General features: G+C 71.2%; 16 protein-coding genes. 8 read left to right on the top strand and 8 right to left on the bottom strand.

Going from position 1 to position 18,048, the window contains the following annotated elements; translation table 11 throughout:
* Positions 1-15: 15 nt before the first annotated feature.
* Positions 16-207, top strand: a complete 192-nt coding sequence (locus QFZ74_RS08935) for a hypothetical protein (protein ID WP_307620264.1) — start codon at positions 16-18, stop codon at positions 205-207.
* Here the strand turns inward: QFZ74_RS08935 and QFZ74_RS08930 are convergent.
* Positions 197-997 (bottom strand): site-2 protease family protein, encoded by an 801-nt coding sequence (locus QFZ74_RS08930; RefSeq protein WP_307620263.1) that lies wholly within the window; start codon positions 995-997, stop codon positions 197-199. The two genes, QFZ74_RS08935 and QFZ74_RS08930, sit on opposite strands and share 11 nt — an antisense overlap.
* A gap of 219 nt (positions 998-1,216) precedes the next feature.
* Here QFZ74_RS08930 and QFZ74_RS08925 point away from each other — a divergent pair, with 219 nt between their 5' ends.
* Positions 1,217-4,684, top strand: coding sequence for a BTAD domain-containing putative transcriptional regulator (locus tag QFZ74_RS08925; protein ID WP_307620262.1), 3,468 nt, complete (start codon positions 1,217-1,219; stop codon positions 4,682-4,684).
* Between the two features lie 38 nt (positions 4,685-4,722).
* Here QFZ74_RS08925 and QFZ74_RS08920 read toward each other — a convergent pair whose 3' ends face one another.
* The 3 genes from QFZ74_RS08920 to panB all read right to left on the bottom strand — a co-directional run bounded on the left by QFZ74_RS08920 (position 4,723) and on the right by panB (position 7,732).
* The gene (locus QFZ74_RS08920) at positions 4,723-5,532 is read right to left on the bottom strand and encodes an ABC transporter permease (protein WP_307620261.1); all 810 of its coding nucleotides are present in this window, start codon (positions 5,530-5,532) and stop codon (positions 4,723-4,725) included.
* Entirely contained in the window at positions 5,529-6,554 is a 1,026-nt protein-coding gene (locus QFZ74_RS08915; RefSeq protein ID WP_307620260.1) for an ATP-binding cassette domain-containing protein, read from the bottom strand. Before QFZ74_RS08915 ends, QFZ74_RS08920 begins: the two co-directional genes overlap by 4 nt.
* Before the next feature lie 311 nt (positions 6,555-6,865).
* A complete protein-coding gene (panB, locus tag QFZ74_RS08910; protein WP_307620259.1) occupies positions 6,866-7,732 on the bottom strand; it encodes a 3-methyl-2-oxobutanoate hydroxymethyltransferase in 867 nt (288 codons plus the stop codon).
* A gap of 208 nt (positions 7,733-7,940) precedes the next feature.
* Here panB and QFZ74_RS08905 point away from each other — a divergent pair, with 208 nt between their 5' ends.
* The 4 genes from QFZ74_RS08905 (at position 7,941) to QFZ74_RS08890 (ending at position 13,113) form a co-directional block, all read left to right on the top strand.
* On the top strand, positions 7,941-9,530 hold the full coding sequence (locus QFZ74_RS08905) for an MFS transporter (RefSeq protein ID WP_307620258.1): 1,590 nt from the start codon (positions 7,941-7,943) through the stop codon (positions 9,528-9,530).
* A gap of 309 nt (positions 9,531-9,839) precedes the next feature.
* Positions 9,840-10,475: a TetR/AcrR family transcriptional regulator gene (locus QFZ74_RS08900; RefSeq protein ID WP_307620257.1), complete on the top strand. Its 636-nt coding sequence runs from the start codon at positions 9,840-9,842 to the stop codon at positions 10,473-10,475.
* Positions 10,476-10,742: 267 nt separating this feature from the next.
* Positions 10,743-11,699: an endonuclease/exonuclease/phosphatase family protein gene (locus QFZ74_RS08895; RefSeq protein ID WP_373462472.1), complete on the top strand. Its 957-nt coding sequence runs from the start codon at positions 10,743-10,745 to the stop codon at positions 11,697-11,699.
* 193 nt (positions 11,700-11,892) lie between these two features.
* A complete protein-coding gene (locus QFZ74_RS08890) occupies positions 11,893-13,113 on the top strand; it encodes an MFS transporter (RefSeq protein ID WP_307620255.1) in 1,221 nt (406 codons plus the stop codon).
* Positions 13,114-13,408: 295 nt separating this feature from the next.
* On the opposite strand, the gene bla is transcribed toward QFZ74_RS08890, so the two are convergent.
* From bla to QFZ74_RS08870, 4 genes are all read right to left on the bottom strand, one after another.
* Positions 13,409-14,326, bottom strand: coding sequence for a class A beta-lactamase (gene bla / locus QFZ74_RS08885; RefSeq protein WP_307620254.1), 918 nt, complete (start codon positions 14,324-14,326; stop codon positions 13,409-13,411).
* Positions 14,327-14,363: 37 nt separating this feature from the next.
* The gene (locus tag QFZ74_RS08880; protein WP_307620253.1) at positions 14,364-15,023 is read right to left on the bottom strand and encodes a YdcF family protein; all 660 of its coding nucleotides are present in this window, start codon (positions 15,021-15,023) and stop codon (positions 14,364-14,366) included.
* Positions 15,024-15,063: 40 nt separating this feature from the next.
* Entirely contained in the window at positions 15,064-15,558 is a 495-nt protein-coding gene (locus QFZ74_RS08875; RefSeq protein ID WP_307620252.1) for a GNAT family N-acetyltransferase, read from the bottom strand.
* Between the two features lie 99 nt (positions 15,559-15,657).
* The gene (locus tag QFZ74_RS08870; RefSeq protein ID WP_307620251.1) at positions 15,658-15,990 is read right to left on the bottom strand and encodes a hypothetical protein; all 333 of its coding nucleotides are present in this window, start codon (positions 15,988-15,990) and stop codon (positions 15,658-15,660) included.
* Between the two features lie 90 nt (positions 15,991-16,080).
* On the opposite strand from QFZ74_RS08870, the gene QFZ74_RS08865 reads away from it, so the two are divergent.
* The gene (locus tag QFZ74_RS08865) at positions 16,081-16,722 is read left to right on the top strand and encodes an HAD family hydrolase (RefSeq protein ID WP_307620250.1); all 642 of its coding nucleotides are present in this window, start codon (positions 16,081-16,083) and stop codon (positions 16,720-16,722) included.
* A gap of 112 nt (positions 16,723-16,834) precedes the next feature.
* Positions 16,835-18,025 carry a helix-turn-helix domain-containing protein gene (locus QFZ74_RS08860; protein ID WP_307620249.1) on the top strand — a complete coding sequence of 397 codons (1,191 nt, stop codon included), beginning with the start codon at positions 16,835-16,837 and terminating at the stop codon, positions 18,023-18,025.
* Positions 18,026-18,048: the final 23 nt, after the last annotated feature.

Genomic DNA, 18,048 nt, shown 5'->3' with positions numbered 1-18,048 from the left:
ACAGGAGCCCACCCCATGTCCCGCCTCGCCCTCTACGCCCTCGCCGTCTGCGTCCTCTCCGTCGTCGCGGCAGCCGTCTCCTTCGTCCAGGGCAGCTGGCTGGGGATCGTCTGGGTGCTGCTCGCGGGCGTCTCGTCCAACATGGCCTGGTACTACGTCAAGCGCGGCCGGGCCGCGAAGGGCGACGCGACGTCCGTCACGGGCTGACCGCGCACAGCTCGTTCGTGCCCAGCCAGAAGCGGTACAGCTCCTGGCCGCAGTACCAGTCCCTGAGGTCGATCCCCAGCCCGCGCAGGACCACGTCGACCACGTCGAAGAACACGGCGTTGACCGAGGGCACCCACAGCAGCGCGAACACGAGCAGCAGACCGAACGGCGCGAACGGCTCCACCTGGCGCTTGACGCCGTACGGCAGCCACGGCTCGATCACCCCGTAGCCGTCCAGGCCCGGCACCGGCAGGAAGTTCAGGATCGCGGCCGTGACCTGGAGCAGTGCCAGGAACGCCAGCGCGTACCGGAAGCCGAGGGGCACACCGTCCACGGCGTGCAGCCAGAACGGGGCCGTGCACACGATCGCGAACAGCACGTTCGTCAGCGGGCCCGCCGCCGAGATCAGACTGTGCCGCCAGCGGCCCCGGATCCGCCCGCGCTCGATGAAGACGGCCCCGCCGGGCAGACCGATCCCGCCCATGATCACGAACACGACCGGCAGCACGATGCTCAGCAGGGCGTGCGTGTACTTCAGCGGGTTCAGCGTGAGATAGCCCTTCGCGCCGATGGAGATGTCCCCGCCGTGCAGCGCCGTGCGCGCGTGCGCGTACTCGTGCAGACAGAGCGAGACGACCCAGGCCGCCGTCACGAAGAGGAACACGGCGAGCCCCGGCTGCGCCGCGAACCCGGTCCAGGTGGCCCATCCGGTGACCGCCGTGACGGCCAGGATCCCCACGAAGACGGGACTGATCCGGCGGTCGGCGGGGCGGGTGGTGGCGGTGGTCATGGATCTCCTGAGTCGGGTCGGTGGCGGCCGTCCGGTCGACCGTATACGGGGGTGAGGGTCGACCGTACCGGCGGCGGGGATCGACCGTACCGACGGTGAGGGGAGAACGTTCCGCGCTCGGCCGGAGGTTCCTCGCCGCGGTCGTGCCGTGACCGGAGCCGCTCCCCGTTTCACGGGTGTGTGAAACCCGGAGGCGGCGGACCGGCGTCCCCAGGGACAATGGACCCCGTGCGCTATCGCATCCTCGGCACCACCCAGGCGCTCCGCCCCGACGGCACGGCCGTTCCCGTGGGCGGAGCTCGGCTGCGTGCCCTGCTGACCGTGCTCGCCCTGCGGGCCGGGCGGACCGTCCCGGTGGGGCTGCTCGTCGACGAGGTCTGGAGCGCCGAGCCGCCCGCCGACGCCACCGGGGCGCTCCAGGCGCTGGTCGGCCGGCTCCGGCGGGCGCTCGGCGCCGACGCCGTGGCCTCGGCGGACGGTGGCTACCGGCTCGCCGCCGCCCCCGACGACATCGACCTGCACCGGTTCGAGCGGCTCGTCGGGGAGGGGCTGCGCGCGCTGGACGACGACGATCCGGCCAAGGCCGCCGTCGCCCTCGACGACGCCCTCGCCCTGTGGGGCGGACCCGCCCTCGCCGACCTGCCCGACCGCACCGCCGAGGCGGCCCGGCTCCAGGCCCGCCGCCTCGACGCCCTGCGCGCCCGGCACACCGCCGCCCTCGCCCTCGGCCACGCCGCACAGGCGCTGCCCGGGCTCACCGCCCTGTGTGACGGCCACCCACTGGACGAACCCCTCCAGGCGCTGCGCCTGCGCGCCCTGCGCGACACCGGCCGCACCGCCGAGGCGCTCGCCGCCTACGAGGACGTACGACGGCTGCTCGCGGAGCGGCTCGGCTCGGACCCGGGTCCGGAACTGCGCGCTCTGCACGGGGAGTTGCTGCGGGGCGGACATACGGCCGGAGGCCCTGCCCACGGGAACGGCGACGGGGGCGGCGCGCCGCGTGCCGGGTACCCGGCCGGGGCCGGCACGTACGGGACGTACGGCAATGGCGGCGGCCGGGGCGCTGTTGATGTCGCGGGCGTGCCTTCGGCCGGATACGGTCCGCCGGATGCCGATGTGCGGGCGCCGGATCCTTCCGTGGGCACGGCCCACCCGAGCCGTCCTGACGGAGCCCTCCACGGCAACCTCCCCGCGCGCCTCACCTCCTTCGTGGGCCGCGAGGCGGACATCGAGACCATCCGGGGCGACCTCGCGTCGGCCCGGCTCGTCACGCTGCTCGGGCCCGGCGGGGCCGGCAAGACCCGGCTGTCGCAGGAGGCCGCCGAGACCGTGCGGGACGCCGGCCGGCACGGGGTGTGGCTGGCCGAGCTGGCGCCGGTCGACGACCCCGAGGCCGTACCGGAGGCCGTGCTCACCGCGATCGGCGCCCGCGAGACGCTGCTGCACGGCGCCGGCGCCGAGGGCATGCGGGCGGTCGCCGATCGGTACGACGATCCCGTCGAGCGGCTCGTCGAGCACTGCGGCCGGCGCCGCATGCTGATCATCCTCGACAACTGCGAGCACGTCGTGGACGCCGCGGCCCGTCTGGTGGAGCGGCTCCTGGAGCGCTGCCCCGGGCTGACCGTACTGGCCACCAGCCGTGAACCCCTCGGCGTACCGGGGGAGTTGCTGCGGCCCGTGGAGCCGCTGCCCGAGCCGGTCGCGCTGCGGCTGCTCGCCGACCGCGGCGCCGCCGCCCGGCCCGGCTTCCGCATCGACGCCGACGCGGAGACCGCGGCCGCCTGCGCCGAGATATGCCGACGGCTCGACGGACTGCCCCTCGCCATCGAACTGGCCGCCGCCCGGCTGCGGATGCTCACCCCGCGGCAGATCGCCGACCGGCTGGACGACCGCTTCCGGCTGCTCACCTCGGGCAGCCGCACCGTGCTGCCGCGCCAGCAGACCCTGCGGGCCGTCGTCGACTGGTCCTGGGACCTGCTGGACGAGGACGAACGGGACGTCCTGCGCCGCCTGTCGGTGTTCGCCGGCGGCTGCGACCTCGCCGCCGCCGAGGCCGTCTGCGGCCCCGTCGCCCTCGACGCGCTCGGCTCCCTCGTCGACAAGTCCCTCGTCGTCGCGGCCCCCTCGGCCGACGGCGGCATGCGCTACCGGCTCCTGGAGACCGTCGCCGAGTACGCGCGCGAACGGCTCGACGAGGCCGGGCAGCGGGGGCCCGCCGAGCGCGCCCACCTGACGTACTTCCGTGAACTCGCCCGTACCACCGACCCGTTGCTGCGCGGCCGGGGACAGCGTGCCGCCGTCGAGCGGATCCAGCTGGAGTACGAGAACCTGCGCACCGCCCTGCGGCACGCCGTCGCCGAACGGGACGAGCAGGAGGCGCTCTGCCTGGCCCTCTCCCTGATCTCGTACTGGCAGATGCGTGACCTGCGCATCGAGGCCCGCACCTGGTGCCGTGAGGTCATGTCCCTCGGGCCCGATCCCTTCGCCGAGCCGGTCCGCCGCGCCGAACCCGTGTGGCAGCGCTGCACCGACGTCTCGCCCCCGCTCACCGGCGAACTCCTCGTCGAGGCCCGGCGCAGTGTCCACCTCGCCCATCTCGCGTGCATGGACACCGAGTTGGACGCGTGGCAGACTCCGGCGGCCCAGGCCAAGCTGCGGGCCATCGCCGAGGTCTACGAGCCCGGGCTCCCGCAGGTCTGCCGCAGTCCGGGCCTGGTCTGGTTCTTCGCCGTGATGCTGACCGGCGGCGCGGACCGGCTGCGGACCATCGTCGACGCCTGCGTCCGCACCTGCCGGGACACCGAGGGCTACGAATGGGAGCTGGCCGGCGCCCTGCAGATGCGCGCCAACCTCCTTGCCAACCGCACCACTTGGGCGGGCGACGCGACCCAGGACGCGGACGAGTCGCTGGAGATCTTCCGCCGCCTGGGCGACGACTGGGGCACCGCCGAGGCGCTCTCCGCACGCGGTGAGGCGCGCGAGCGCAAGGGCGAGTACGCCCGGGCCGCCGCCGACTACGAGGCCGCCATGGAGCACGCCGAACGTCTCGGTGCCCGCGCCCAGAAGGCGATTCTCAGCGCCCGCCTCGGCAATGTGCTCCTGGAGACGGGCGACGTCGAACGCGGTGAGCGCCTGCTGCGCGAGGTCATCGCCCGGGGTGACGGCACGCACAACGAGTCGATGCCCGCCGCCCGTCTCTTCCTCGCCGGCCGGCTCGCCCTGACCGACCGCGTCACGGAGGCCCGCGAACAACTCCGGCTCCTGCGCGAGGAGTTCAAGATCGCGCACTTCGTCGTCTTCGACGCCATGATCCTCACCCAGGAGGCCTGGGTGGAGGCCCTCGACGGCGCGCCCACCGACTCCCTGGGCAAGATCCGCGAGGCGCTGCGGCACACCGCCGACCCGCTGTCCCAGACCATCACCCCGCATCTGCCGTCCATCTGCCTGACCGTCGCCGCGATGGCCCTCGCCGGCGTCGACGGCGGCGGCCGCGCCGCGGACGCCGCCCGGTGTCTGGCCGCCGCGGACGCCCTGCTGCCGCCCGGCCATGTCGCGTCCGGAGTGGAGCGCGAGGTGCGCGAGCGCACCATGGCCGCGATCCGGGCCTCGCTCGACGGCCCGGCGTACGAGGCCGCGTACGCCGAGGGCGGTGACCTCTCCCTCGCAAAGGCCACCGCCCTGGTCTGACACGCGCACGCCCGCAGGCCTGCCCACAGGCCTGAACGTCAGCTCTTGGTACGGAACTTGTGGATCGCGACCGGCGCCATCACCACGGTGATCGCCACGGACCAGCCCAGGGTCACCCACAGGTCGTGGGGGCTGGCCGAGCCGTTCAGCATCAGCCCGCGCGCCGCGTCCGCCAGCGTGGACAGCGGGTTGTAGTCGGTGAAGGCCTGCAGCCAGCCGGGCATCGACTTCGTCGGCGCGAAGATCGACGAGCCGAACTGGAGCGGGAACAGCACCAGGAAGCCCATCGCCTGCACGGACTGCGCGTTCTTCAGGACCACGCCCAGGGTGAGGAACACCCACATGACCGACGAGGCGAACACCGCGGACAGACCCACGGCCGCGAACAGGCCCGCCCAGTTGCTGATGTCGAAACCGACCAGCACCGAGACGATCATCAGCACGGTCGTCGCGAACAGCATCCGCGCCAGCTCCACCGAGATCTTCGCGAAGAGCACCGAGCCGCGGCCGATCGGCAGGGACCGGAACCGGTCCATCACACCGGAGTTGAAGTCCTGGCTGAAGCCGGTGCCGACGCCCTGGGACAGCGTCATGCTCATCATCGCGATCATGCCGGGGATGACGTACTGCACGTACTGGTCCTGACCGCCGCCCAGCGCCTGCCCGATCGAGCCGCCGAAGACGTAGACGAACAGCAGGGTGAAGACGATCGGCATCAGCAGCGCGTCGAACATCGACTCCGGGTCCTGGCGGATCCACAGCAGGTTGCGGCGGATCAGGGCCCCAGTGTGGCGCAGGTGGCCGCGCAGTGGGATACGGACGTCGACGGCAGGGACGTTGGCGCTCATACGGCGACCTCTTCGCGGGTGTCGGCAGGCGTGGCGTCCTGCGGGGCACTGGCACGGTGGCCGGTGAGGGACAGGAACACCTCGTCCAGGCTGGGGAGTTCGGTGGTGATCGAGGAGATCGTGACGTCGCGCGCGGTGACCGCGCCGACGACGGCGGTGAGCTGCTCGTCGCTGAGGATCGGCACCAGCAGCGTGCCGCTGTCGGTGTCCACGGTGGTGGTGGCGAGCCCGGTGATGCCCAGCTCGTCCAGCGCCCCGGCGAGCGGGCGCAGCTGAAGCGGATCGGCGGGCCGCACCCGCAGCGTCCGCCCGCCGACCTTCGCCTTCAGCTCCTCGATGCCGCCCTTCGCGATGACCTTCCCGCGGTCCACGACGGTCAGCTCCGAGGCGAGCTGCTCGGCCTCCTCCATGTACTGGGTGGTCAGCAGGACGGTGACGCCGTCCCCGACCATGGCCTTGACCTCGTCCCAGACCTCGTTGCGGGTGCGCGGGTCCAGACCGGTGGTCGGCTCGTCGAGGAACAGCACCTCGGGGCGGCCGATCATCGACGCGGCCAGGTCGAGCCGCCGGCGCATACCGCCGGAGTACGTCGACGCCGGGCGCTTGGCCGCCTCGGTGAGCGAGAACCGCTCCAGCAGTTCGTCGGCGCGGGCACGGGCGTCCCGGCGTGACAGGTCGAGCAGCCGGCCGATCATGTAGAGGTTCTCCCAGCCGGGGAGCTTCTCGTCGACCGAGGCGTACTGTCCGGTCAGCCCGATCACCCGGCGCAGCTGCCGGGGCTGGCGCACGGCGTCGTACCCGGCCACGGTCGCCTGGCCGGCGTCGGGGGCCAGCAGGGTGGACAGGATCCGTACGAGGGTGGTCTTGCCCGCGCCGTTCGGCCCGAGCACGCCCATCACGGTGCCCTCGCGCACATCGAGGTCGACGCCGTCCAGCGCCTTGGTCTCGCCGTAGTGCTTGACCAGCCCCCGCACCTGTACCGCGTGGCTCCCGCCCCTGGGGTTCTTGTCGATTCGCGTCATGGCAAGGACAGTGCCAGCCGCCACTGACAAACCGCCGACAAGAAGCCGACAGCACCGACAAACCCCCGACGACCACCGCAACCACCAATTGAGTAACCACGACGGCGAGCAACCGCCTCCGCGAGAGCGGCGCCGGTTCAAGGCGCAAAAACCCCCGACGACCACCGCAACCATCAATTGAGTAACCACGACGGCGAGCAACCGCCTCCGCGAGAGCGGCGCCGGTTCAGGCGCAAAAAGGGGACAGCCCCTGCCGATGGGGGAAGTCGGCAGAGGCTGTCCGTGGTGTTACCGCAGTGGTCTGATGTACGTCAGTGGACGGAGTGCTCCTCGGCCGGGAACGTGCCGCCCACGACGTCCTCCGCGAAGGCCTTGGCGGCGTCGCCCATGACCGTGCGCAGGTCGGCGTACTTCTTGACGAACTTCGGGACGCGGCCGCCGGTCAGCCCCATCATGTCGGTCCACACCAGGACCTGCGCGTCCGTCTCCGGGCCCGCGCCGATACCGACGGTCGGGATGTGCAGCACACGGGTGACCTCGGCGGCCAGCTCCGCGGGGACCAGTTCGAGGACCACCGCGAAGGCGCCCGCGTCCTGCACGGACTTGGCGTCGCGCAGCAGCTGCGCGGCCGCCTCCTCGCCGCGCCCCTGGACGCGGTAGCCCATGGCGTTGACGGACTGCGGGGTCAGGCCGATGTGGGCCATGACCGGGATGCCGGACTCCACCAGCAGCCGGATCTGCTCGTGCGAGCGCTCGCCGCCCTCCAGCTTCACGGCGCCGACCCCGGCCTCCTTCACCAGGCGGGTCGCCGAGCGCAGGGCCTGCACCGGGCCCTCCTGGTACGAGCCGAAGGGCAGGTCGCCGACGATCAGGGCGCGGTTCGTGCCGCGTACGACCGCGGCGGACAGCACGGTCATCTCGTCGAGGGTGACGGGCACGGTGGTGTCGTACCCGAGGTGGCAGTTGCCCGCCGAGTCGCCGACCAGCATCACGGGGATGCCGGCCTCGTCGAAGACGGACGCGGTCATCGCGTCGTAGGCGGTGAGCATGGGCCACTTCTCGCCCCGCTCCTTGGCGAGGGCGATGTCGCGGACGGTGATACGGCGCGTGCCCTTGCCCCCGTACAGCGCCTTGCTGCCGTCGGAGGGCTTCGTCTGGGCAGCCGAAAGCTGCGTCATTGCAACGGCTCCTTACAAGTCATCTCGAGGCGCCCTGACGGCGTCCCCGGATCCCCTCCATGGTGGCACCTCGTGCCAAGGACGGCCAGAGGGACCCCCACTTGACATGGTGCGCGGGCCGCCTCGATCTCGCCGTACGCGTAAGGTCTCGGTAAAAGAATTCAGATACGAGACGGTGCCGTATTGAAATGGTTCTAGGGTCGGATCCATGACAACTCCTGCCGTCTCCGCCCCTCGAATACCCGAAGCGGTGCACCGGCGCCGCTGGGCGATCCTCGGCGTGCTGATGCTGAGCCTGCTGATCGTGGTGCTGGACAACTCGATCCTGAACGTCGCGATCAAGACCATCGCCACCCCGGCGCCGACCGGACTGGGTGCGACCCAGAGCGAGATCGAGTGGGCCATCAACGCCTACACCCTGGTCTTCGCGGGCCTGCTGTTCACCGCGGGCCTCATCGGCGACCGGGTGGGCCGCAAGAAGGTCCTGCTCGGCGGCCTCGTCGTGTTCGGCCTCGGCTCGGCCCTCGCCGCCGAGTCCGGCTCCCCGGGCCAGCTCATCGCCTACCGCGCGCTGATGGCCCTCGGTGCCGCGTTCGTCATGCCCGCGACCCTCGCGGTCCTGATGAACGTCTTCGAGCGCGAGGAGCAGCCCAAGGCCATCGGCATCTGGGCGGGCGGCGTCGGACTCGCCATCGCCATCGGCCCGATCACCGGCGGCGTCCTGCTCGACCACTTCTGGTGGGGCTCGGTCTTCCTCATCAACGTGCCGATCGTGATCCTCGCGGTCGCGCTGATGGTCTGGCTCGTGCCCGACTCGCGCGACCCGAAGCCCGGCCGGCTCGACCCCGTCGGCGTCGTACTGTCCGTCGTCGGCCTGGTCCTGCTCGTCTACGGCATCATCAAGGGCGGCCAGCAGGCCGACTTCACGGACGCCAAGGTGCTCGCGTCCATCATCGGCGGCCTCGCGGTCCTCGTCGGCTTCGTCCTCTTCGAGAAGCACAGCGACCACCCCTCGCTCGACGTCACCTACTTCAGGAACAAGGTCTTCTCGGCCGCCATGGCCGCCATCGCGCTGGTCTTCTTCGCGCTGATGGGCGTGACCTTCTTCTCGGTCTTCTACGTCCAGAGCGTGCGCGGCTACACGCCGCTGCAGGCCGGTCTGCTGATGCTGCCGCTGGCCGCCGCGCAGATGATCTTCGCGCCGCGGGCCCGGCTGGTCGTCGACCGGTTCGGCAACAAGGTCACCACCACCGCGGGGCTCCTCCTGGTCGCCGCGACGCTGGCCGCGTTCGCGAGCTTCGAGGCGGACACGCCGATCTGGGCGCTGGAGGCCGTCTTCTTCCTCATGGGTACCGGCATGGCGCACATCATGACGCCGACCTCGGTCGTCATCATGCAGGCCCTGCCGCGCGAGAAGGCCGGCTCCGCCTCCGCGCTCAGCAACACCTTCCGCCAGGTCGGCGGCGCCCTCGGCATCGCCGTCCTCGGCTCGGTGCTGTCCACCGCGTACCGCAACGGCATCGAGGACAAGCTCACCGCGCTGCCGCCCGGCCTGCGGAACGCCGCGGGCGAGTCCATCGAGGCCACCCTGGGCGTGGCCGCCCGGCTCGGCGCGCCCGGCAAGGCGCTGGTCGGCCCGGCCGGCGACGCCTTCCTGCACGCCATGCACACCACCGCCCTGTGGGGCACCGGCGTCGCGCTGCTCGGCTCGGTGGTGGTCGCCCTGTTCCTGCCGGGCAAGCCCCCGGCGGACCACGAGGGCGAGAAGGAGAAGGAGTTGGTCACGGCCGCGGAGTAGCGGGCCGGCGGCCCGCGGGGCGGAGTGGGGCCCGAGGGACGGAGGGCGTCCGGGACGCACTCGGTGCTGGTCGTGCCGATGCGGTCCCGGGGCGCCACCAGGCCCGCGGGGCGGAGCAGGGTCCGCGGGGCGGAGCCGGGGCGGCCGGGAGGGTGTCCCCGGTCCGCAAGAGCGGCGTGGCGGCGCGCCCCGGAGGCGTGAGCGCCGGGCGGCCGACGCGCGGGCGGTACCGAAGGACAAGAAGGACAACGGGGGAAGGAGGCGGCTGCGGGAGACAATGCCCGCAGCACAGCGAAAGGACGGAGTGACGTGAGCCTTGCCGAGAGCCGGCCGCGACCGTGCGGTCCCGGTGGTCCCGCCCGGGGGCGCCCCCGCAGCGAGACCGTGGAACGCGCCATCCTGGAGGGCGTGATGAAGCTCCTGGAGGAGGGCGTGCCCCTCGCCGAGCTCTCCATCGAGCGGATCGCCCGCACCGCGGGCGTCGGCAAGGCCACCATCTACCGCCGCTGGAGCGGCAAGGAGGAGCTCTTCTGCGACGTCCTGCGCGCCGCCGAGCCCCCCGACCCCGTGCTCCCCGGCACCTCGGTGCGCGACGACCTGGTCGTCATCCTGGATGCCATGCGCGAACGCGGCCTGCTCAACCGCTCGTCGATGATGATGCACAACGTCTACGCCCAGATGAAGAGCAGCCCCAAGCTGTGGGCGGCGTACGAGGCCACCGTCATAGCTCCGCGGCGCCAGTTGGGCTACGACGTGCTGCGCCGTGGGCTCAGCCGCGGCGAGCTCCGCGACGACCTCGACATCGACCTGATCAACGACATCGTCGTCGGCCCGATGATCGTGCGCGCCTTCATGCGCCCCGACGCCGGACTCCCCGAGGGGCTCGCGGAACAGATCGTCGACACGGTGCTCGACGGCCTGCGGCCACGGGCCGCCACCGCATAGCCGGATTCTGTGCGCGTTTCGTCACAGCACGCACTCGTACCCCGGGTAACCGGAACTTCTCGCGCCGAGTTGTACGTCTTCGTCTTGCGTACGGCCGTCATGGGACGGTGAGAACGGAGCCGGTCATCCCCTAGGGTCGTCACCTGGGGGAACGACGGCGGCGCGGCAGTTTGTGAGGCGGGCGGTATGGCGCAGCAGGCGTACGTGACGGAGACGGGCGCCGCGGGTTCGGGGCCCGAGCACCGGGGTTCTCGGATTCGGCGCCTGATGCGGTCCTGGCGGGGCGACCCGGGCATCTGGCGCCGCGGGATCCTCATCGGCCTCGTCGCGATCGCCCTCGCCCTGGTGCTGCTGCTCCACTCGCGCATCCCCAACACCGTGGGCAACCTCGGCAGCCTCATCGAGACGTTTCTGCCCTGGCTCGGTCTGCTGATCCCGGTGCTGCTGCTCCTCGGGCTGCTCCGCAAGTCGGCCACCGCGCTGATCGCGGTGCTGCTGCCGGCGATCGTGTGGCTGAACCTCTTCGGCCAGCTGCTCGTCGACCGGACCGGCGCGGGCGGCGACCTCATGGTGGCCACGCACAACGTCAACGCCGACAACGCCGACCCGGCCGGCACCGCCCGTGACGTCGCGTCCTCCGGCGCCGACGTGGTGGCGCTGGAGGAGCTGGAGGCTTCCGCGGTCCCCGTCTACGAGCGCGCGCTGGCGCCGACGTACCGGTACCACGCGGTCGTCGGCACGGTCGGGCTGTGGAGCAAGTACCCGATGAGCGACGTCCATCCCGTCGACATCCGGCTGGGCTGGGAGCGCGCCATGCGGGCCACGGTCCGCACGCAGGAGGGACCGCTCGCGGTGTACGTCGCCCATCTCCCCTCGGTCCGGGTGAAGATGGCGGCCGGCTTCACCGCCCGGCAGCGCGACACGAGCGCCGACGCGCTCGGCGAGGCCATCGCGGACGAGCCCATCTCGCGGGTCGCGCTGCTCGGCGACCTGAACGGCACGATGAACGACCGCGCGCTCAACGCCGTCACCTCCCAGCTGCGCTCCACGCAGGGCGCGGCGGGCAGCGGCTTCGGGTTCAGCTGGCCGGCGTCGTTCCCGATGGCGCGGATCGACCAGATCATGGTGCGGGGCGTCGAGCCGGAGAGCTCCTGGACGCTGCCGCCGACCGGGAGCGACCATCTGCCGGTGGCCGCGCGTGTGAAGCTCGACACGGTCTCTTAACCGGCGCGGGGGTCGCCGTAACCCGCTGGAATACTGGGCCTGAGAGACTTTGTTGCGTAGCTGAACATAAGCGGCGCGAATGCCGCGGGACAGCCGCACGAAGCCGCACGAAGCCGCAGGAAGCTGCACGAAGTAGTTCGAAGCAGCTCGAAGCAGCTTGAATCCCCTTCCTCAGAAAGGCACAGGCCCCTTCATGCCCCTGGCCCTGCTCGCCCTCGCCGTGGGCGCCTTCGGCATCGGCACGACCGAGTTCGTCATGATGGGCCTGCTGCCCGACGTCGCGGACGACCTGCACATCTCCATCCCCACCGCCGGGCACCTGGTCTCCGCGTACGCGCTCGGCGTGGTCATCGGCGCCCCGCTGCTCGCGGCGGCCACCGCCCGGATGTCCCGCCGCACGGTCCTCGTCGCGCTGATGGGTCTGTTCACCGTGGGCAACGTTCTCTCCGCCTTCGCCCCCGACTACCACTGGCTGCTGGCCGCCCGCTTCCTCAGCGGTCTGCCGCACGGCGCCTTCTTCGGCGTCGGTGCCGTCGTCGCCGCGGGCCTCGTCGCCCCCGAGCGCAAGGCCCGCTCCGTCTCGCGGATGTTCCTCGGCCTGACCGTCGCCAACGTCGTCGGGGTGCCGGTGGCCACGCTCATGGGCCAGCACCTGGGCTGGCGGGCCACCTTCCTCGCCGTGGGCGTGATCGGCCTGGCGGCGATAGCCTCGCTGCTGCTCCTCATCCCGCGCGACTCCGCCGAGGCCCCGGCCGTGGGCCTGCGCCGCGAACTGGCCGCCCTGCGCTCCCTGCCCGTCTGGCTGGCGCAGGCCACGACCGTGGCGGGCTTCGCGGCGCTCTTCTCGGCGTACAGCTACATCACGCCGATGCTCACCGACTCGGCCGGGTACGCCCACGCCAGCGTCACCGTGCTGCTGGCCCTGTTCGGCGTCGGCGCGACCGCCGGCAACCTGCTGGGCGGCCGCCTGTCCGACCACTCCCTGCGCGGCACGCTCTTCGGGGGCCTGGCGGCCCTGGTGGTCGTCCTGGCCTTCTTCCCCGTGCTCATGAGCGCCCAGTGGAGCGCGGCCGTCGCGGTCACCCTGCTCGGCGCCGCCGCGTTCATCACCGGCTCGCCGCTCCAGCTCATGGTCATGGAGAAGGCCTCCGCCGCCCCGTCCCTCGCCTCCTCCGCCAACCAGGCTGCCTTCAACCTCGCCAACGCGGGCGGCGCCTGGATCGGCGGCCTGGCCCTGGCCGCGGGCTTCGGCGTCACCTCCCCGGCACTGGCGGGCGCGGGCCTCGCGGTCCTGGGCGTGGCGGTGGCGACCCTGGCGTACGCCGTGGACCGCAGGCGCGGCGCGGTGACGCCGGCCCGCGAACGCCTGGTCACCGGCCACGTCCCGGAGCCGTCGGAGGCACTGCGCCACTGACCGCGCGCGCCGCGCCGTCGGCCGTCCTGGCCGGGGCGCCGCAGGCCGGGCCGGCGGTACCGGCGGCGCCAGCCGCACCAGCGGTACGAGCCGAACTGGCCGTATCGGCGGTGCCAGTCGACTGGCCGTCCGGCGGTACCAGTTGACCGGCGGTACTAGTCGACCGGCCGTGCCAGCCGCACCAGGGGTACCAGCCGAACTGGCCGCACCAGCGGTACCAGTTGACCGGCGGTGCCAGTCGACCAGCCGTGCCAGCCACATCAGCGCTAGCAGTCGACCGGCCGTACCAGCCGCCCTAGCCGAGTGCCGCCGCCAGCAGTGCGGCGGTGCTCGCGACCAGCGGGTGGTCGGCCGCGGCGGCCTCCTCGAACCGGGTCGTCAGTACGGTCATGACGACCGGTGCGCCGTCCGGCGTCCAGGCGATGCCCGCGTCGTTGTTCGTGCCGTACCGTCCGCCGCCGGTCTTGTCCGCGACGGTCCAGTCGGCGGGGATCCCCTTGCGGAATCGCTCGCCGCTGGTCGTGTTGGCGAGCAGCCACCCGGTGAGCCGCTCGCGGTCGTGCGGCGCGAGCGCGTCGCCGAGCACGAGGCGGGCGTACGTCCGGCCCAGGGCGCGCGGGGTGGTGGTGTCGGTGACGCGGTCCGGCTCCGCCGAGTTGAGCTCGGGCTCCCAGCGGTCGAGCCGGGTCGTGCCGTCCCCGATCGACCGGCAGAACCGGGTGACGGCCCTCGGCCCGCCCAGCTCGGCGAACAGAAGGTTCGCCGCTCCGTTGTCGCTGTAGCGGATGGCGGCGTCGCACAGCCCGGCGACGGTCATGCCGTTCGCAAGGTTCTCCGGCAGGCCGGTGACCGGGGCGTACGCCGCCTTGTCCACGTCCGCCTGGGCGTAGAAGACCCGCTTGGCCAGGAACTCGCCGTCCCGGTCGAGGTCGCGCAGGACGGCCGCGACGGCGATGGTCTTGAACGTCGAGCACATCGGAAAGAGTTCGTCCGCCCGGTACGCCACCTGCTTCCCGGTACGCAGATTGCGGCCGAACACCCCCACCCGGGCGGCGTGTTCCCGTTCCAGCGCCTTCAACTGCGCGCTGACGTCGTCGCCGGATGCGACCGACGCGTGGGCCGTCCCGGCGGACGCGAGAGCGACAGAAGCCGCCGCACCGGCACCGAGAAGCAGCGCGGAACGCCGGGACGGGCGTGGTCCTGAGCTAAGCAAGGCGTGCGTTCCCCTCTGTGACGATCACGATGTACGTCTACACGTGCGCGGGGGAGAGGTTGGTTCCGCCGCGCAAGTGACCGCCGCCCTGGCTCTGCCGAGAGATGTTCCGTTCGCCGGCGTTGAGCCCGCGGAGTGTCCAAAGTCCGTACAGAGCCAGCAACGGTTTGACGACTGTCCACTCGCCAGGACGGTAGTCATCCGCACGCACGAGCCTCTCGGCAAGATCGGGGCGCTGCCGCAGCAAGTAAGCGCGGGCCTTGAGCGCATGAGCCGGCTGGGAGGCGATCTTGATGCGGTCGACGTCCTCAAGCAGCGGGATCACGTTCGTGATGTTCTCCCATGTCGTCCTGCTCTGATCTTCGAGGACCACTGTGCCGTCGAACCCGAGCCCCGACTTCGCGTAGTCGGCCATCAACCGAGCCTCCGCCGTGCCACCGCTGGTCGTTCCGCCGCTGAAGATGACGCGAGTGTCACGCGGCGTGCTGTCAGCGGCGATGGAGCGAATTCCAGCACGAACTCGCCAGCGGTTGATGCCGTTCGCTGTTGCTTGGGAGTTCCGGTATCCCAGCACGACCACGGCCTCGGTAGTTCCCCCGCTGTTCCCCACGAGAGCTCGGGACCAGCGCCAGTTCAACCACTCGCCCCAGGCCAGAACTGCAGCTCCAGCTAATGCCACTCGTGCCGTACGTCGCATGGGGCGACCCTAGGGCAGCTCGACGTCGGACGGCGAAGGTCTACGGCTGGGGGCTGCGCTCGTACCAGGTGCCTGACTTGCCGCCGAGATCGGCCGGGGTGGCAGGGCCAACCGGGAAGAACCCGGCCTTGGTCAAGACTTTCTGGGACGCGGCGTTGTCGTGGGAGGTGGCCGCCCGCAGTGTGCGCAGCCCGTGCCGTGCCGCCGCAATCCGGCACAGCTCCTGGACGGTCGCGGTCCCCACGCCACGGCCGGCGACCCGCTCCGCGACCCGGTAGCCGAGTCTGGCAGTGCCGTCCTCCAGGTCGTACAGGTTGAACCTGCCGAGTACCGAGCCGTCCTCGGCGACGAGCACGTAGAAGGCGCAGATGCCGGCCTCGTGCTCGGCCAGCGAGGCGTTGTACCGGTCGGTGAACTGGTCGAAGAAGTCGTCGCCGCGGTCGGAGATCGAGGCAGCGAAGTAGGTGCGGTTCGCCAGCTCGAAGTCCAGGACCGCCGGGGCGTGGCCGGCATGCAGCCGCTTCAGCTCGGGCATCGCCCGACTCTAACCAGATCGTGCGCTGAGGCCATCTGAGTTTCTGCCAGTGGCAGACAGCCCTGAGACCAGGGCACATAACGATCTACGACTGGAGTATCAGTCACCGACGAACCACAAGTAGCTGCCCTTCGTCGCCGCGCACGCCTCCAGCAGTTCGGTGAGATCCCTCAGGGCTGCCTTCTGGCGCGTGTCGGTGCACTGCTGCTCCAGGGGCGCGACTTCGTCGAGGGTGGCTTGTGCTTCCTGTTCGTTGAACAACGTGTTGCCGTAGGGATCCACCCAGGCGAGCTTGCCCGGGGCACGTCGATGAAGCCCGCTGAGCACCCGCGCCAGTGCGTCGCCGTGCTGGTAGGACCCGCGGATCAGGCTGTCCCGGGACGCCTTCCCCCGGGCCGGTCGCCTGGAATGCAATTCCAGCTCGATTCCCATGACACTCCTTGGGCCCACGGGCGGAGACCTGCGGATCGTGCGGCAGAGCCGCAGAGCACACGGTGTCCCGGAAACCGTAGGCTGCGTCGGGTGATTGAGACCATCGTGTTCGACATCGGCGAGACGATCACCAGGGACGATCGGTACTGGGCCTCCTGGGCGGACTGGCTCGGAGTCCCCCGGCACACCCTCTCCGCGCTCGTCGGGGCCGTCGTCGCCCAGGGCCTCGACAACGCGGAGGCCATCCGGCTCGTGCGGCCGGGTATCGATGTCGCGTCCGAGTACCGCGCTCGTGAGGCTGCGGGCCGAGGCGAGCAGTTGGACGAGAGTGACCTCTACGACGACGTACGGCCCGCGCTGACCGCCCTGCGAAAGGCCGGGGTACGCGTCGTCGTCGCGGGCAACCAGACAGCCCGGATGGGTGACTTGATGCGTGACCTGGACCTGCCGGCGGACGTCGTTCTCACCTCGGGGGAGTGGGGGGTGGCCAAGCCGCAACCCGAGTTCTTCGCGCGGGTGTTGGAGGTGGCCCAGGCCGCTCCGGAAGCAACCCTGTACGTGGGAGATCACCCGGCCAATGACATCTTCCCCGCGAAGGCCGCAGGACTGCGCACCGCGCACATCCGGCGTGGACCGTGGGGGCATCTCTGGGCGGACGACCCGGAGGTCGTGGCAGCGGCGGACTGGAGAGTGGAGAGCCTGACACAACTCGCTCGGATCGTCTCGGCCTGAGTGGGGGCTGGGGCCCCATGGTCCCAACAGGCCTTGAATCAGGGCCTTTCGTAGGTCCGTGACATGGCGCCGTGGGTACGGTGCGAGGAGGACGGACCGAACTGGAGCCAGTATGTCTTCGCGCAACATGGGCTCAGTAGGCGCGCGGATCGCCTACTACCGGAGCGTCCTGCGGCCGAAGCTGACCCAGCAGCAACTCGCTGATGCCGCCCATCTGTCTCTCGGGGCCGTTCGTAAGATCGAGCGTGGTGAGCGCGGTGTCAGCAATGCGACGCTCGAGGCCATCGCCGACGCCCTCGGTGTCGACCCGTCCCGATTACGCGCGGACCGCGGCCCGGCTCATACGCGGGTTCGTGAAGCGCTCCCCGCCCTTTCTGCTGCGATCGCCGCGTACGACCTTCCCGAAGAGGGACCTGTGCGCTGCCTCCATGAACTCCGCACGGCTGTCGCGGATACAGTGCGCTGGCGCCTGGCCGCCCAGTACACGCGCATTGTCCGTCAACTCCCCGACCTGCTCGCTGAACTGGCTCGTGCGTACGACGCCGCCGGTCCTCAGACACGGCCCGCGCTTGCCGGACTCCTGGTGCGGGGTTATCGGTCGGCGGACGCCATCGCCTACAAGTTCGGAGCCCATGACCTGTCCGCCCAACTGGTCGAGCTGATGCGGTGGGCGGCGCCCAAGGTCGAGGATCCCCTGCTGGCCGCCTCGGTCGCTTACGTCAGAACGGAGACGTTCTTCGCCGCACACGCCTACTCTTCGGGGCTGCGTGCCTTGGAGCAGGCACTGGACGAATTGCCGATCTCCGACGCTCCACCGGCGATCGCGGCTCGGGGCGCTCTTCACATGCGCGCTGCGGTCGTGTCCGGCCGGGCGCGGGATGCCTCTGCCGCACACACTCACCTCGATCAGGCCCGCCGATGCGCAGACCGGGTACCGGAAGGGGTGTACTGCGGTACGGCGTTCGGTCGCGATTCGGTACGCGTTCACGAGGTGTCCGTAGCAGTCAGCCTCGGGGACGAACATGTCGTACGGGCTCTTGAGGTCGCGGACGGATGGAAGCCGCCCCAGGAAGGCCTGCCGGCCGAGCGCCGCAGCGCTTACTACATCGAACTCGCCCGCGCCCAGCTGTGGTCCGGTCGTACCGACGACGCATTCGCGTCGCTGCAGACGGCTCGCAGCATCGCACCCCAGCACACCCGTGAGCACCCCTGGGTGCGGGAGGACGCCGCCACGCTACGACGCCTGAAGCGAGCCGACGCGGAAAGTCTCACGAACTTCGCCGAGTGGTGTGCCGCCACCTGAGCCAGCCAGTAGGTCAACTAACC

It is taken from the genome of Streptomyces sp. V3I7 (genome assembly GCF_030817495.1).
In the GTDB taxonomy this organism is placed as follows: Bacteria; Actinomycetota; Actinomycetes; order Streptomycetales; family Streptomycetaceae; genus Streptomyces.
The sequence above is the reverse complement of the archived record's forward strand: the minus strand, read 5'-3'. Positions and strand labels throughout refer to the sequence as shown.